Below are 15967 nucleotides of genomic sequence, written 5' to 3'. Positions count from 1 at the left end.
GAAAATTCAAAGTGCGGGCATTGAGATGCCGCACTGAAAGGAGCCAGTATTATGGAACTTGGCGTTTATAGTTTCGGCGACGTACAGAAAAATGCACAGACCGGTGAGCTGGGCTCAACGGCAGATGCAACACGCAACCTGCTGGAAGCCATTCAGCTGGCCGATGAAGTGGGGCTGGATTATTTCGGTATTGGTGAACACCATACACGGGAAATGCCTGCTTCTGCGGCAACGGTTATTCTTGGTGCTGCGGCAGCCACAACCAAAAATATTAAGCTGGGCAGTGCAGTAACCGTGCTGAGCACCGATGATCCGGTACGCGTTTATCAGCAATTTGCGACGCTGGATGCGGTATCGAACGGACGTGCAGAAATCACAGCCGGTCGCGGTTCTTCGACGGAGTCTTTCCCGCTTTTCGGTCATAGCCTGAATGATTATGACGAGCTTTATGCGGAAAAGCTTGATCTGCTGCTGAAGATCAATGAGAGCGAAAGCGTGACATGGCAGAGCAAATTCCGTCCGGCTTTGAACGAGGCGCTGGTTGTGCCGCGTCCTGACAATGGTTCTCTGCCGATCTGGCTGGCAACCGGTGGTAATCCGCATTCATCGGTGCGCGCCGGTATTCTCGGACTGCCGATTTCTTACGCGATTATCGGCGGGCAGGCTGCGCGTTTTGCACCTTTGGCCGAGTTGTACCGCCGTGCAGGTGCGCAGGCTGAGATTGCACCGGAACAGCTGAAAATCTCGGTCGCAGTCCCAGGTTTTGTTGGTGAGAATGCCAAACAAGCCAAGGATTTTTTCTGGACGCACTGGCATGCGGTGATGGAACAGCTGGGCAAAATCCGTGGTTTTGCACCACCCCCACGCTCGCATTATGACAGTGAAGCCAGCGGTGGTGGCGCGATTTTTGCCGGTGAGCCGGAAGAAATTGCAGAACGTATTATCACCTTGCAGAAACAGCTCGGGCATATGCGCCAGTTTTTCCAGATGGATGTGGGGCAGATGCCGCATAAGGATTTTCTGCGTTCGATTGAATTGCTGGGAACCAAAGTGAAGCCTCTGGTTGATGCGGAGCTTGGCGTGGATTGAGTATTTTCGGTTTAAACCGAATTGTTGAAAATACTCCATCCGTTGTTTCTGCGCGTATCTTATCCGAAAACCGGTTCCCACTTTTCGGGATACGCTTTCAAGTAACAGGAGATTGCTGATATGCAAATCACCGAAGTGAAAACAATTGGTATTCTGGGTGCCGGCCGTGTCGGCACCGCTATAGCCCGTCGCGCGATTGCGGCAGGTTATGCGGTGAAGATTGCGACATCCAAATCACCGGCAGAGATTGCGCTGTTGCTCGAAATCATGGTGCCGGGTGCCGTTGCTGCAACCGCGCAGGACGTGATTGCAGAAAGCGATATCGTCATCCTTGCGCTGCCTTTGTCCAAATATCGTCAACTGCAGCCGGAACTGCTGGCGGGCAAAATCGTTATTGATGCAATGAATTACTGGGCACCGACAGACGGAACTCTTGCTGAATTTGAGACAGGAATTTCGAGTAGCGAAGTGATCCAGAAATTCCTGCCGCAGTCGCGGTTGGTGCGCAGTTTCAACCATATGGGCTATCATGAGATTGATGAGGAAGCCCGACCAAGCGGTGACCCGCAACGCCGTGCGCTGGCCATCGCCGGTAATGATGCGGAGGCCCGCAGGCAGGTTGCCGGATTTATCGACCGGATTGGGTTTGATCCGGTCGATGCGGGGCTTCTGATAGAAAGCCGGATGTTTGATACTGGTACACCGGTTTTCGGTGCGCCGTTTACCCGTGCGGATATGCTGGAAGCACTTACACTGAGACAGGCAAGCTGACAGGCCACAAGTTCAAAAGGAGAGGGTTGAATGACTGATATTCGAATGAGCAAGGAAGACACAGACACACGCCACGGCCGCTATGTGGCGCGTGTTGACGGTGTTGAAGGCGAAACCGAGATTACTTTTACCCGCCGTGCGAACGGCGTTATCAGTGCGGATCATACCGGCGGGCCGGATTCCATGCGCGGTACCGGTGCAGCTGCCGCACTCGTAACCTATATGGTTGAAGATGCACGTAAAAACACTTTTCGCATTCTGCCGCTTTGTCCATATGTGCGGGCGCAATATCGCCGCCATCCGGACTGGGCGGATGTTATGACGATTGCACCGGGTGAAGAGCCGTCACTTTAAAATAATACTGGATAGTTTTACTCAAGTATAATTGTTTTAACGTCCAAAATACCTGATTGTTCGTGATTTTTAGATTCGATTGTCAAAAATAGCCTTATATTCGTAGGAATATAAGGCTATTTTTTATGGAAAACTGATTTAAAATCAACGTGTTAAATGTTCTCGTTTTCGTGATCTTGAAACTGTTCTAAAATGTGTTAGCCCTATTATATTAGCTGAATATTGGTCGGGTTTGCGCAGATTTCACTCATTCTCGTCGATGGTAATTTCGTTTGAAGAATGATGATTGAGTAAGGCATAAATACACCAAATCTATATCCGGACGGATAAATATGCAGGCATTGATTTAATCTGTCTGCGCTCTAATTCCGGATATTTAATACTACGTAATGTTGAGTAGTTTCAGTAAAATTCAGATCTGAATTCACCGTTTCTTCGTCGGAGGAGCCGGTTCGGACAAAGATTGTTTTGTAATATTGTAAGTAACGCTGGGAGTAATTCATATGACACCGACACGCAGGGACTTTCTCAAGTTTACAGCGTCCGGAATTGCGGTCACTATTCTTCCGATCCGTGCAGCCCGCGCTGCATTGTTTGAAAAGCAGATTCTGGACTTACCGCTCCCGCAAGGCACAACCCAGCTTAAGCGCCGTGTTGACGGCGTGGCAAAGGTGACAGGTTCCAAGGTTTTTGCCCGTGATATCCGCGCCAAGGATATGACTGGCTGGCCGAAAGAACAGGCGCATGCTTTCGTGGTCTGGTCGACCCGAGCCGATGCACCGTTTCTTGATCTTGATCTGTCTTTGCTGGGTGAAGATCTGCAGCCGGATTATCTGGTAACCGCCGAAGACACGGTTAAAGCCGGTCTGGATTTCTACGATCCTTATACTTACGGCCAGAAAATGCTGTCGCCGAAAGGCGAAGTACCGCTGTTTCTCGGTCACCCGCTGGCAATCCTGATCTATCGTGATTTTGCCCGTTTCTCCGTTGCCAAGCGCATTTATAAAACCAAGCGTGATGAGATCATCCGCTATGGTGAAACAACTGCGCCTGTTGAGCAGGGCCCGTTGGCTAATTTCCGCTTTGTCCGTGTTGAGGGCGAAGGTGGTGCGAAAGCCGAGAAAGACCTGTTTAATCCGGTTGATGACGGCTATGTTTTTGCCACTTATGACAAGAATGATGTCAACTGGCCGAAAGCTGATGCATCCGGCGATGCAATGGGACGCGGCATGGCTTATGCCGAGGGTATCCGTGCAGAGCTGAACACGCCGCCGGAAGACTGGCATGTAATCGAGCGTGAATATTATTCACCGTTCATTGATGCGGCAGCGCTTGAGCCGGACAATTGCAATTGCTGGTATGATGCAAAATCCGGCAAACTTGAAATTGTTATGGCCAGCCAGAGCCCGCATGAGGTGATGACTGGTACCGCTGCCATGCTCAAGAAAAGCACCTTTGATGTGCGCGAGCTGAAAGGCCATCCGGCCTATACAGTTGGTTACGGTACCAAGGAACACAGCCCGTTCCCTTATTACGGTATTGTTGCTGCGCTCTTTGCTGAAGGCCGTCCGGTGCGTTTGGCGCTGGATCGTGAAGAACATTTCCAGACAGCAATCAAGCGTCACCCGCTGCGCATGAAATATCGTCTCGGCATTAACCGCAAGACACTGAAAATGCAGGCCCTTGCGGCGGATCTGGAGCTGGATGGCGGTGGTCGTCAGAACTATACCACGCCGGTGACACAGGTTGCCGCCGGCGCGGCACAGGGGATCTATTATTTCCCTAAGAACGATATTGCGGCGATTGCACATTCGTCCCGTGCGCCGATGTCCGGTTCTGTGCGTGGTTTCGGCTCGCTGGAAGCACAGTTCGGCACGGAAATGCTGGTTGAAGAACTGGCTGAAGAGCTGGGTGTGGACGTGATGGAACTGCGTCTGATCAATGCGTTGCAGGATGGCGAACGCAGTTCTGCCGGTGCATTCCCGCTGAGCCTGTGCCGTATGCGCGAAATGATCGAAGCTGATCGTGCGCATCCGGTCTGGGCAAACCGCACGAAGCGTAAAGCCGAGTTCGAAGCCGAAAATCCTGCGCTGAAATATGGTGTTGGTTATGCGATTGCCAAAAAAGGTTTTGGTAACTCCAACGAAGCGGTGGCAGCCTCGATTGTTCTGACACCGGAAGGCAAAATCCGACTGCATCATATTGCCGTGGAAATCGGCACCGGTGCGGTTAGCACGCAGGCACTGATGTGCTCGCGCTGGTTGGGTAAACCTGCCGATGAGATTGAAAGTGCTGCCCTTGACTGGGCGCCGCTGGAAATGTTTGCCACGCTCAATCCGTTTGTAATGGACAAAGCGCATCAGGATGAGATGTCACCGGATCCGCGCTGGACACCGGCAATGGCTTCGGCATCGAGTGCCACCAATAGTGCATTCTACTTCACCCATGGTACCCATGAAGCTGGCCGTCTCATTTATGAGCGCGGTATTTTGCCTGCGGCAGCGGCATTGTGGAATGTCACGCTGGAAGAGGCAGCCGCTGCCTCGTGGAAAGATGAGAAATTCACGCTTGCCGATGGCCGTGCGCTGACGCTGGCAGAACTTGCCGCCAAAGCGCATGAGCTTAAGGGTATTACCGGCGCGATGGTTCACGCCTTTGACCGCTGGGGCTGGGGTGAAGCTGATTACGACATTCTCGGTGAAACCAGCCGCCGTCCGATTGACGGTCTGGCAATTCAGACCGGTTCCGATCAGTGGCAGCGTATTGAGCGCCGCAATATGCATTACATGGACCCGCAGGTGGATAATGCCAGCTGGTCACGTTTTGCACCGGCATCGGCACTGATTGAAGTCAGTGTTAACCGCGGTACCGGCGAAGTGAAAATTCTGTCGCATCATTCCTCCATGGATTGCGGCCGTGTGTTGGTGCCTGAATTCGTATCCGGTCAGTTGCAGGGTGGTATCGGCATGTCGGTCGGTCATGCGCTTTATGAAGGCATGCCGCTCTATGAAGACGGTCCCGGCAGCGGCGACTGGAACTTCAACCGCTATCGTCTGCCACGTGGCAAGGATGTAGCTGTCTGGAACCAGACGGCAAATATTCTACCGGTTACAGAACAGGAAGATCATCCGAAAGGCATTGCAGAAGTGGTGCAGATTCCAACCATTCCTGCGGTCGCCAATGCGGTTGCGCATGCCGTTGGCAAATATCTGCGCGAACTCCCGCTGACGGAAGAAAAGATTAAAGAGGCATTGTCATGAGTATCCCGACACGCGAAATCAAGCTGAACATCAACGGTCAGCAGGTAGGGCCGATGACGGTTCCTGAAGAATTGTCGATGGTGGATTTCCTGCATGAATATGCAGACCTGACCGGCAGCCGTTTTGGCTGCGGACAGGGACTGTGCCGCGCCTGTACCGTGATTGTGGACGAGCCGGATGGTACCAGCCGCGAAATGCGCACCTGCATTACCGGTGCCCATTATTTCAACGGCCGCTCTATCCGCACAGTTGAAGGTCACGCGACCAAGGGCGAAGACGGTCAGCTGAAACTGTCTGCCATTCAGGAAGCCTTCCTCGACCATTTCTCCTTCCAGTGCTCCTATTGCGCACCGGGCTTTGTGAATGCTGCTACCGTTCTGGTGGAGCGTTTGCAGAAAGAGCCTGTGGCAAAAGAAGAAGTGAAGCAGGTCATCGAAGATTCCCTCAATGATCATATCTGCCGCTGCACCGGCTATGTCCGTTATTACAGTGCGGTGCATGATGTTGTCATGAACACGCCGGGGCTTGTTAAATGAAACCAGTAATCAAATGGATTCTCGGGCTTGGTGTTGTCGGTGGTGTGGTTGCGGCCTCAGTACCGTTCTGGCCGGCAAAGACTGTCTATGATGATAAGGCCGCCGAGCAGCGTCTGGCCGTGTCCGGCGAAGATAAAGCCAAGCTGATCAAGCGCGGTAAATATCTCGCCGCTGTAGCAGACTGCGCGGCCTGTCACCAGTCGCCGGACGGTGCACCTTATGCCGGTGGTCATCCGATTGAAACGCCTTTCGGCGTGATCTACGGCACCAATATTACGCCGGATAAAGAAACCGGTATCGGAAATTATACATCGGCTGATTTCTATCATGCGGTGGTGGATGGTGTACGCGCAGACGGCAAACGGGTTTATCCGGCGATGCCTTATGTGTCCTATCACACAATCCGTCCGGAAGATTCCGATGCGATTTATGCCTATCTGATGGATCAGCAGCCGGTAAAACGTGCCAATCCGGAACTGGGCCTGTCTTTCCCGTTTAATCAGCGCTGGGCACTGTCTTACTGGAATCTGGTCAATCCGAAGCTGCAAATGCCTGCCAATGCCACACCGGAGCAGGCCAATGGTGCTTATCTGACCGATGTTCTCGGTCATTGTCAGGAATGTCATACGCCGCGTAATGCGATCGGCGGTCTGAAACTGGCATCTGCCTATGAGGGCAGTGTGCTGGGCAAAATTACAGGCCCGAGCCTGAAGCCTGAAGCGCTTGCTGCCCGTGGCTGGACGACTGAGGATCTGCGTAAATTCCTCAAGACTGGTATGTCGCCACAGGGCACAATGACACTGGAAATGTATCCGGTATTGCTGCACTCATCCCAATATATGACGGATGAAGATATTGCCGCCATTCAGACCTATCTGACCGGCGACAAGCTTCCGGCAGCACCTGAGCAGACACCGGTTGCGATTGACGCTGCACTGCGTCAGAGCGGTCGTGATGCCTATATGGCTGTTTGTGCCGGTTGTCATGGCGTGGATGGTGAAGGCAAGCCGCATATTGCACCGGCAATGACTACCAATACCAGTGCGATGCTGGCTGATCCGAGCAATCTGATCCATGTGATTGTGGATGGTATTGCCGAGCAGCGCCTTGGCAATGGTGAAGTGATGCAGGCGATGCCGGGCTTTAAAGATGCGCTGACAAAGCAGCAAATTGCTGATCTCGTCAATTATATGCGCGCTGAATGGGGCGGCCAGCCTGCAAATATCACCGTGCAGGACATTGAGAAAGCAAGCCACTAAATCAGCTTGTTTAAACCGGCGGGTGCAAATCCGCCGGTCTGTTTTTGAGACATAATTTTTATAAGGCATCATTGCTATGGACGATGGTATCGTACCCGATAAAGTCGATGTGCATCGCTTATTTCATACAGATCAGACGATTGATCTGCTGCGCTTTGCGCATGAAACTGTGCAGCAGGGTAAGCCTTGTGCGCTGGTTATGCTGACGGAAATTATCGGCGGGTCTTCCCGCGCTGCCGGTGCCATGATGGCTGTAAATGCCGCGGGCGGTTATTGCGGCATGGTATCCGGCGGTTGCGTCGAGGGTGTCGTTGCACGCGAGGCTGTGCAAGCGCTCGCGGAGCAGCAGGACAGAATATTGCGGCTCGGCAAAGGGTCTTCCTATTTTGATGTGGTGTTGCCCTGCGGCGGCGGGATTGTGCTGGCTATCCATGTGTTGCGGGATGCGCAGGCGCTGGAAGCTGTGCTGGGCTATCATGCGCGCCGACAGGCGGTTGCATTGCTTTATCACCCTCAGCACCAGACTTTGACCTGTTCCGAAATATCGCGCAACACCGGCTGGCATGAAGGCCAGTTCGCCGTTGCTCTGCCGCCTGCATTGCGCCTTGTGCTGCTGGGGCAGGGGCTGGAAAGCGAAGTGCTTTACCAGGCTGCAACAGCGCTGAATATTGAAGCTATGCGCGATGCATTGCCTGCGGATACAGATGAAGCGACGGCGGTGGTGTTTCTCCAGCATGATCTTGATAAAGAGCTGCCGTTGCTGAAACAGGCGCTGAACAGCCGTGCTTTTTATATCGGCTGTCTCGGTAGCAAGCGCACCCATGCGGTTCGGCTTGAGCAATTGCTGAAAGACGGTTTTTCGCAAGAGCAGATTGCGCGGTTGTCCGCGCCAATAGGCCTGTTCGGGCCTGTACGGGATGCACGATCTTTGGCTGTATCGGTTCTGGCTGAGATTATGGCGCGTAAGACAGAACAAGCCAAGGATGTGCGTCATGGTTGATGCGTCTTCGGTTGCTGTTCTGGTGCTGGGAGCAGGGGCAGGCTCGCGCTATACGGATGGTGATAAGCTGAATGCCATGCTCGGCAGCAAGCCTGTGGCGCATCACATATTGCAAGTGCTAGACGGCTTTCCATGGGGCAAACGAATTGTAACCTGCCGCAGCTTTGCACCGTGGACGAATGCCTATGCGGATGCAGGCTTTACGCTGGGGCTGACAGAAGATGTTGACGCAGGCATGCTTGGCTCCCTGCATCGCGGTCTGGCGGAAATTCAGGCGCAGTCACGGGTGCTGATTTGTCTTGCGGATATGCCGCTGGTGCCGCACTCTCATATTGAGCATTTATTGCATTTGGCTGCGCACAGCACAGCGCCGGTGATTGCATCTTCATCCGGTGATTATAGCGGCCCTCCGGCTTTGTGCCTGACAGAGCATTTGAGAAATTTGCCGCTTGCAGGTGAGGGCGGAGCGCGCAGTCTTTTACCTCAGGCAGAATTTGCAGAAATGGCTGCACCGGCCTTTGCCGATATTGATACGATGACGGATTTCGAGCAGATCCGGCAGATTTTACAGGCGCCGCTCTGACAGCTCTTTTACCCCTATAGAAAGCGCATTTTGGCGCTTTTTTATCATCCGTACAGGTCGAATTCCTGTCCTGATTAGTCTGCACTGAATAATTGTCCTGTTTTTAGAACAGTGCTTATTAAAATCCGCTCTACACAGCAGCGCGCCAGAGGCTTATTGTTTAACCATACGAGCGGAACTGGTTTTCAGTTCATTCCCTAGCTCTCCACCACAGAAAACAGTGCATGTCGAAATGCAGGTTTGAATCGGATGATAGCAAAGCAGAGTGGCTCATTCTGTTTTGTGTCACATGCCGGTTGAAGAATGCATTTGCTGTACTAATTTTCAAATGCCTAAAACAGGAATAACAAAAATGAAGAAAATTATATTGCCGCTTCTTGCTTCTTTGCTGACCGTTTCTGCTGCGCAGGCGGCTGACTATAAGCTGGATCCCGATCATACAAAGGCAGTATTTTATATCGATCACTTTAATACCTCTACCAATACCGGTGGCTTCTACGGTATTAAAGGAGATATCAGCTATTCACCGGAAACGCAGACCGGTTCTGTGAAAGTGTCTATTCCTGTCGATACTTTGAATACAGGTATCAAGGGTTTCGATGCGCATATGAAAAGCGCTGATCTTCTTGATGCAGCGAAGTATCCGACAATCGACTTTACATCTACCAAGTGGAATGTCGCTGATAACAAGCTGGTTTCGGTTGACGGTAATCTGACCATCAAAGGCCAGACACATCCTGTGCAGCTCAAAGCGACCAAGTTCAACTGCTACCAGAACCCGATGTTGAATGCTGAAGTTTGTGGCGGTGACTTCGAAGTTACAATCGACCGCACCAAATGGGGCGTGGATTTCCTTGTCAAAGAAGGCATGGAGAAAATGGTCACTCTGAAAATTCAGGCAGAAGCTGTCAAACAGTAAACAGTCAATCGGCGCAAAGCCGGGAGTTTGTACGATGAAAACATTTCTTAGCAAAAAATATGCAGTATCGCTGAGCGCAATTGCGCTTGCTCTTTCCCTTGGCGTTGCTCATGCCGCTGACTATAAAGCCAGCACCGCGGAAGGCCCTGTCAAGATCACCAATCTGGGTGAACTTGAAGCTCAGGTTAAGGCCAATATGGATAAAGGCGCTTTCGGCTATATTCGTGGCGGTGCAGAAAACGAGCAGAATCTGCGCTCCAACACCTCGGTGTTTGACAAGAAATATATCATGCCGCGCGTCATGCAGGGCATTGAATTGTCAGACATTGATCTGAAGACTAATTATCTTGGTATTGATCTGAAAACCCCTGTTATTCAGGCACCGATGGCGGCACAGGGGCTGGCACATCAGGATGGTGAAATCGCTACGGCCAAAGGCATGGCAAAAGCGGGTTCGATCTTCTCTCTGAGCACCTATGGCAATAAAACCATTGAAGAAGTGGCTGCGGTATCCGACGGTAATCCGTTCTTCTTCCAGCTCTATATGAGCAAGAATGAAGCGTTTAATGAGTTTACTCTGAAACGTGCCAAGGATAGCGGTGCCAAGGCGATTATTCTGACCGTTGACTCACCGGTCGGCGGTTATCGTGAAGACGATATCAAGAATAACTTCCAGTTCCCGCTGGGCTTTGCCAATCTGGAACTGTTTGCCAAGCAGAATGATGATGGTTCCAAAACCGGTAAAGGTGCAGGCATCAGTGAAATCTATGCACAGGCCAAACAGGCATTCACACCAGCCGATATTAAATATGTAAAAGACATGACCGGTCTGCCGGTGATTGTGAAAGGTATTCAGTCGCCGGAAGATGCTGACGTGGTGATTAAAGCCGGTGCAGACAGTATCTGGGTTTCCAACCACGGTGGCCGTCAGCTCGACAGTGGTCCTGCTTCTTTTGATGTTCTGCCTTCGATTGCCAAGGTCGTGAATAAGCGCGTTCCGATTGTTTTCGACAGTGGTGTGCGTCGCGGTTCACATGTGTTTAAGGCGCTGGCAAGCGGTGCGGATGTGGTCGCTGTTGGCCGTCCGATCCTTTATGGCCTTAATCTCGGCGGGTCGGAAGGTGTCAACTCCGTGATCCAGCAGCTGAATAAAGAGCTGACCATCAATATGATGCTGGGTGGTGTGAAAAACATTGAAGAAGTGAAGAAAACAAAACTCTATAGCGATAAAGATTTCGAATAATTATTATCGATATGCAGTGCGTGAGGCGGCCGGTTTTCCGGCCGCCTTTTTATGTCTGCAGGTCACAATTGAGAAATGACATGAGTAATTTGTTCGCCGTCTTCTTTGGTGAAACTGGTAGCCGGATTTTCCAGAAGATCAAGAACAAGCTCTGACGGACGACAAAGCGCAGCGCCACGTGGTGACACCACAATCGGTCTGTTCATCAGGATGGGATGCTGCACTATGAAGTCGAGCAACTGATCGTCAGACCATTTGGGATTTGCCAGATCCAGCTCCGCAAAAGGCGTCCCTTTTTCCCGCAATAAATCACGCACGGGGATTTTCATGGCTGCAAGAAGTTCAGACAGTTGTTTTTTGGAGGGTGGTGTTTGCAAATATTCAATGATTACAGGCTCTTCACCGCTGGCGTGGATCATAGCGAGTGTATTGCGTGAAGTACCGCATGCGGGGTTATGATAAATTGTAACGGACATCAGAGATTGACCTGCCTTGGTTCGATCATTGCCTTACATATACCAGTTTTTGGGCCGGTTAATCATCTTGATCATGAAAGCATTAGGTGCCCTAATATCGGGATCAACGCACTAGATGATTGATGTGTTTTAGAATCGATCTTTGATTAGCTCTATCCATGAAAGAGTGGTAATTTCGTTGATTGCCTTGGATGATTAAATCTTAGGTATGGGGGACAAGATTATGAGCGGAAATGTAGACTATAGTTCTATAACTTGGTCTGTCGAGATTTATGAGAAAGACGGTGATAAGTTTATAAAAGAGTATGTGATTGATAAAATTTCTGTAAGCGATATCCGTAGGATTTTAAATAAAAATACATATGATTCAATATTTGATACATATTTTTTTGACGAAGAAATGGCGATTTTTTTTCAAAACTATATTGATGAAAAAATAGATCTTTCTAAATATGATTACTTTTTTTGCGGGTTTAGAAAGTAGTAGTGTAACTACGTCGTCAAAATTGAAATAAAAATATGTCTAAGTTGAGTGAATTGTAAAAATGAGGCCTAAGAATAATTTAATCTTGTTTTTTAGGGGGGGCGGGCTGATTGTTTGAATCAACGTTATGTATGTTAATTGATCCTCAATAAGTATGGTCGGCTATATTTCAGAGATTTATTGGTTTTCAAAGGGAGTTGGTGAGTATCTAATCGATACTTGTGAACTATTCAGATGCATTAAATGTTTAAACTTGATAACTGGCGGAGAGAGCGGATGACGAAATCGAGCTGACGCAATTGTAAGTATTTGTTTTTATTTGATAAAATTTATTGATATTATGATTTTGCGTGCCAGTTTGTGTACCAAAACGCTGCTATCTATTTGGTACACAAGAGTTTTTATTGGCTGTTAAAACTTCTCAAGAGAAAATTTCAGTCTGTCTTCAAGTTTCTTCATTTCCTCAATAACTTGATTTTTTTGCTTATGGTACATCAAGATGACTATTAGAATTAAAGGGAAAAAGATTAGCAAAAAGATAATGAATGTTATCCAGAACCAGCCATTGGTTCCGATTTTTCCATCATATATGTACTTGCACTGATTTTCTCTGATGCTCACCTCAAGTTTTCCTTTGAAGGAAGCTATGGGATTGAAAACAGATGGTTTAACTCTACCAGAAATCAGAAGACCTGAAGTTGAGCTTTTTGATTTCACCTTATTGAATGTTGCAGAGAGCTCCTTGAGGAATGCTCTTTCAAATTCATTGGTAGACATACCTTGGTTGGTTTCAATTTTACCAGATACAGAAAAATCACTCATTAAATAGACTCCCACATTCTTGCAGAAATTTGCTTCTGCTCACTGCCAACTGCATTTGTATAAATTGCTGTGATTTCTATTGCTGAATGACCCATCCATTTGGACAGCATGTTCAAGGGGACACCTGAGGATATGGCATTAACTCCATATCCATGTCTGAGCCCTTTGGGGGAGGTGTGTGGACCTTGCTGAATTCTTGCTTCAGCCATAACAACCTTGATATGTCTCCAAGCTGTTACCCTAGACCAACTCCAGAGCTTTCTGTTCAACTTGCCAGGCTTTCTGATGTGGTGAACCAGCTCTAATATGTTCAGGAGGTTGGAAGGGACTGGAACAGACCTAAAAACACCTGTTTTTCTCTTTTTTAAGGTCTCAAAGACCACCACTTCATTTTCAAGGTCAATTCTATCAACAGTGAGATTGAGGGCTTCAGAAATTCTGCAGCCTGTAAAATGAAGAATTTCACAGAATGATCTGATGTCACCAGACATCTTCATAGCTGTTTGCAGAAATGCATGCCTTTCTGAGGCTGTGAGATATAACCTTTTCCCATAGGGGTCATTTAACATTTCAATTTGCCTATAAACTACAATTTAGACCTGCCTAATGAAGTTCAACCTTGGGCTGGAACCATTAAGACGATTCGTAGTTCTATAATACCACGTTTTATCAAACGTCGTATTAAATGAATTGAAATGCTCATTTCTGACAATGGAGATTCAAGAGCTGCTAGCACTCAATCTAAGAAGAATTAGAGTGTCCAAAAACATATCTCAGGAAGAACTAGCTCTGCTTGCAGGGGTTGAGAGAGCTTATGTTGGCCATATTGAAAGGGGGAAAAAAAACCCTACAATTCTCACTATAGAAAAATTAGTAGTTGCATTGGGCTGTGAAGCTTATGAACTCTTTTCTAATGAGTATATTGATAATCTTGATGTCAAACCTCTTAAAGGAGGTAGAAAAAAGTGATATAATAATTAACCATGATAAAGTTAAATGGTTAGTAATACTTGTAGAGTGATATTGACATGGAAGATTTTAATAAAATAAAAAAATTAGATGGCATTCATTTGCAAGCTAAATTAGAAAAGAAAAAATCTAAATGTGATATTTTTATTGCAGGACCATATATTAATATAAAAAAATCATCAAAACATGCAGTCAACAACTCCTGTGTCATGACTACTAATAGGTATAAATTATGGGATTCTTATACTAAAGAAGGATATATTGTTTACTTAGGTGAAGATGATCGATTGAAGGAAATCGGCAATATCAGCTTTGGAAAATATTCCAATGCTGTTGTTTATGAAATTGATCATATTAAAAAACATATAGATGCACTAATTGTTTTTCCGTCTGGGGCTGGGGTTTTTTGTGAGCTGGGTAGCTGGGCTATTTTAGAGGTAATTTGTGAGAAGATGCTTGTTATTATAGATAAAAAGCATGAAAAAGATAAAAGTTATATGAATCATGGAATTGTTAAAGCTGTTAAAGCATATAATTCATCTGTTTTATATATTGATTACAATGATTATGATAAAATAAAAAAAAGTTGTGATGAATTCTTGTCTGATAAAATTGATTTATTGGAAATGAAAAAGGCACTAAAGGATGGATGAAGAATTTATAATAAAATATCTTGCTTGTTTAAAAATTATACAGCCAGCAAGAGTGCAGGATGTGTCAAGATATTATAAAGAATTTTGGGGGAGCGATAATTTAAATGTTGAAACTTATGACTTCAAAAAAACTCATAATTATTTAAAAAATAATGGAATGTTGGTTAAGGTAAGAGTGGGAACTTATATATTATCTATGGCCGCTGTTATTTTGGTTAGCAATTTTATGGGTAATAAAGAGCTAGATAATAGAAGATTGTTCTTGCTAAAAAAACAGAGAAAATTATATTGTAAGTGACGAGGCGGTAATTTGGAGGCTGTAGCAGTCTTCCGGGTGTTTAGGCTCAATTTTGTAAGAGATCGTGATTAGTAAGAGAAGAAGGGCATCGCCTGACTCTCAGACAATCCCCTTCTTCTCTTACTAATCACGCTCTTAAAGCAATCTATGATTGGTGAAATATGCCGCCTCGTTCTTATTATCATTCCCCGCGACATAGTGATTATCTAGCTTACTTCACTGCTTATTTCCCAAATGAGTTACAAGTATGTAGAGCCTTTTTGGAGGCAACAAATTATCCATACATAGGGAATATTCATCATCTTGCAGCTTATATTGGCGTGTCATCCGCACTTTTAAAAAAAATTATAAGTAATGTTAACTATCATTATAGTGACTTTACAATCCCAAAAGGAGGTGGGAAGGAACGTGTTATATATTCTCCTAAAACATATTTAAAAGTAATCCAATGGTGGATTTGTGATAATATTTTTTCTAATTTGAAATTTAATGAGAGTGTATATGGCTTTGTTAAGGGCAGAAACTATATAGACAATGCTAAGAAACATTTTGGTAGAAAGTATATTTTAAATGTGGATGTTAAGAATTTTTTTGATAGTATATCGACTGAAGATGTAAAAAAAATTTTCTTAAAGCTTGGATATCCTATTAGTTCAAGTGAAATTTTATCTAAATTATGCACATTAGATAATAGATTACCAACTGGTGCACCGACTAGTCCAGTTATTGCTAATCTATATTTTAAAGATATTGATAATATTCTTGAATTAGAGTCTATTAAAAATGGATGGATTTATACAAGATATGCAGATGATTTAACCTTTTCAGCAAACACAAAGATTAATTTTGATTTTTTGGAAACATTAAAGAATGTGCTTGATGAATATCATCTGAAGCTGAATGATAAAAAAACTAAATTTATGGGGCCAGGAAGCAGACAAGAGATAACTGGAATTGTGGTTAATTCAGTTATTGGTATGCCAAAATATTGGAGAAATAAAACTAGAGGATTTTTACATAATGTAAGAAAAGATCCTTCTAATAATTTGGATAAAATACAAGAAGTTAAGGGGTTATATGGAGTTTTAATTTATTTGGACCCTGAAAAAAATAGATCTATTACCAAACAGGCTTATGAGGTTCTAGGAATTTTAAAAAGTCATAAAAAACCGCTCCATGAAACAAAACATAAGTGAACGGTTTCAAATTAAGACAAATAATTACTTATTTGGTATGAAATTTTGTGTATTA

Annotated in this window: 18 protein-coding genes; 15 read left to right on the top strand and 3 right to left on the bottom strand. The window is 46.5% G+C overall.

The annotated features are described in order from the left end of the window. The first annotated feature begins 51 nt into the window (after positions 1–51). From K1X45_RS07175 to K1X45_RS07130, 10 genes are all read left to right on the top strand, one after another. A complete protein-coding gene (locus K1X45_RS07175) occupies positions 52–1089 on the top strand; it encodes an LLM class flavin-dependent oxidoreductase (RefSeq protein ID WP_220160234.1) in 1038 nt (345 codons plus the stop codon). 120 nt (positions 1090–1209) lie between these two features. Then, positions 1210–1860: an NADPH-dependent F420 reductase gene (locus K1X45_RS07170; protein ID WP_220160233.1), complete on the top strand. Its 651-nt coding sequence runs from the start codon at positions 1210–1212 to the stop codon at positions 1858–1860. Between the two features lie 30 nt (positions 1861–1890). After that, positions 1891–2214: a GNAT family N-acetyltransferase gene (locus K1X45_RS07165; RefSeq protein ID WP_213598966.1), complete on the top strand. Its 324-nt coding sequence runs from the start codon at positions 1891–1893 to the stop codon at positions 2212–2214. A gap of 503 nt (positions 2215–2717) precedes the next feature. Continuing rightward, positions 2718–5474, top strand: a complete 2757-nt coding sequence (locus tag K1X45_RS07160) for a xanthine dehydrogenase family protein molybdopterin-binding subunit (protein WP_220160232.1) — start codon at positions 2718–2720, stop codon at positions 5472–5474. Further along, positions 5471–6010 (top strand): (2Fe-2S)-binding protein, encoded by a 540-nt coding sequence (locus K1X45_RS07155; protein ID WP_151160156.1) that lies wholly within the window; start codon positions 5471–5473, stop codon positions 6008–6010. The genes K1X45_RS07160 and K1X45_RS07155 overlap by 4 nt, the downstream gene beginning before the upstream one ends. After that, entirely contained in the window at positions 6007–7269 is a 1263-nt protein-coding gene (locus tag K1X45_RS07150; protein WP_220160231.1) for a cytochrome c, read from the top strand. Before K1X45_RS07155 ends, K1X45_RS07150 begins: the two co-directional genes overlap by 4 nt. Positions 7270–7345: 76 nt before the next feature. Then, positions 7346–8269, top strand: a complete 924-nt coding sequence (locus K1X45_RS07145) for an XdhC family protein (protein WP_220160230.1) — start codon at positions 7346–7348, stop codon at positions 8267–8269. Beyond that, positions 8262–8852 carry an NTP transferase domain-containing protein gene (locus K1X45_RS07140; protein ID WP_220160229.1) on the top strand — a complete coding sequence of 197 codons (591 nt, stop codon included), beginning with the start codon at positions 8262–8264 and terminating at the stop codon, positions 8850–8852. Before K1X45_RS07145 ends, K1X45_RS07140 begins: the two co-directional genes overlap by 8 nt. A 352-nt stretch (positions 8853–9204) precedes the next feature. Beyond that, a complete protein-coding gene (locus tag K1X45_RS07135) occupies positions 9205–9771 on the top strand; it encodes a YceI family protein (RefSeq protein ID WP_022710570.1) in 567 nt (188 codons plus the stop codon). A 34-nt stretch (positions 9772–9805) separates the two neighbouring features. Next, positions 9806–11014 carry a lactate oxidase gene (locus K1X45_RS07130; protein ID WP_028233538.1) on the top strand — a complete coding sequence of 403 codons (1209 nt, stop codon included), beginning with the start codon at positions 9806–9808 and terminating at the stop codon, positions 11012–11014. Positions 11015–11076: 62 nt separating this feature from the next. Here K1X45_RS07130 and arsC read toward each other — a convergent pair whose 3' ends face one another. Then, positions 11077–11490, bottom strand: coding sequence for an arsenate reductase (glutaredoxin) (arsC, locus tag K1X45_RS07125; RefSeq protein WP_220160228.1), 414 nt, complete (start codon positions 11488–11490; stop codon positions 11077–11079). Positions 11491–11713: 223 nt separating this feature from the next. Between arsC and K1X45_RS07120 the strand changes: the two genes are divergently transcribed. Further along, complete coding sequence (locus tag K1X45_RS07120; RefSeq protein ID WP_220160227.1) at positions 11714–11974, top strand: hypothetical protein; 261 nt, start codon at positions 11714–11716, stop codon at positions 11972–11974. Between the two features lie 411 nt (positions 11975–12385). Here the strand turns inward: K1X45_RS07120 and K1X45_RS07115 are convergent, their stop codons facing one another. Next, the gene (locus K1X45_RS07115) at positions 12386–12796 is read right to left on the bottom strand and encodes a hypothetical protein (RefSeq protein ID WP_220160226.1); all 411 of its coding nucleotides are present in this window, start codon (positions 12794–12796) and stop codon (positions 12386–12388) included. Beyond that, complete coding sequence (locus K1X45_RS07110) at positions 12796–13365, bottom strand: site-specific integrase (protein ID WP_220160225.1); 570 nt, start codon at positions 13363–13365, stop codon at positions 12796–12798. Before K1X45_RS07110 ends, K1X45_RS07115 begins: the two co-directional genes overlap by 1 nt. 187 nt (positions 13366–13552) lie before the next feature. On the opposite strand from K1X45_RS07110, the gene K1X45_RS07105 reads away from it, so the two are divergent. From K1X45_RS07105 to K1X45_RS07090, 4 genes are all read left to right on the top strand, one after another. Beyond that, a complete protein-coding gene (locus K1X45_RS07105; protein WP_370627089.1) occupies positions 13553–13765 on the top strand; it encodes a helix-turn-helix transcriptional regulator in 213 nt (70 codons plus the stop codon). A gap of 59 nt (positions 13766–13824) precedes the next feature. Further along, positions 13825–14418, top strand: coding sequence for a hypothetical protein (locus K1X45_RS07100; RefSeq protein ID WP_220160223.1), 594 nt, complete (start codon positions 13825–13827; stop codon positions 14416–14418). Then, positions 14411–14716 (top strand): hypothetical protein, encoded by a 306-nt coding sequence (locus K1X45_RS07095; RefSeq protein ID WP_220160222.1) that lies wholly within the window; start codon positions 14411–14413, stop codon positions 14714–14716. Before K1X45_RS07100 ends, K1X45_RS07095 begins: the two co-directional genes overlap by 8 nt. Positions 14717–14877: 161 nt before the next feature. Beyond that, complete coding sequence (locus tag K1X45_RS07090; protein WP_220160221.1) at positions 14878–15912, top strand: reverse transcriptase family protein; 1035 nt, start codon at positions 14878–14880, stop codon at positions 15910–15912. Positions 15913–15967 lie beyond the last annotated feature (55 nt).

Source organism: Pseudochrobactrum sp. Wa41.01b-1 (assembly GCF_019464455.1).
Taxonomy (GTDB): domain Bacteria; phylum Pseudomonadota; class Alphaproteobacteria; order Rhizobiales; family Rhizobiaceae; genus Pseudochrobactrum; species Pseudochrobactrum saccharolyticum.
This window is presented reverse-complemented; position numbering and strand designations above follow the sequence as displayed.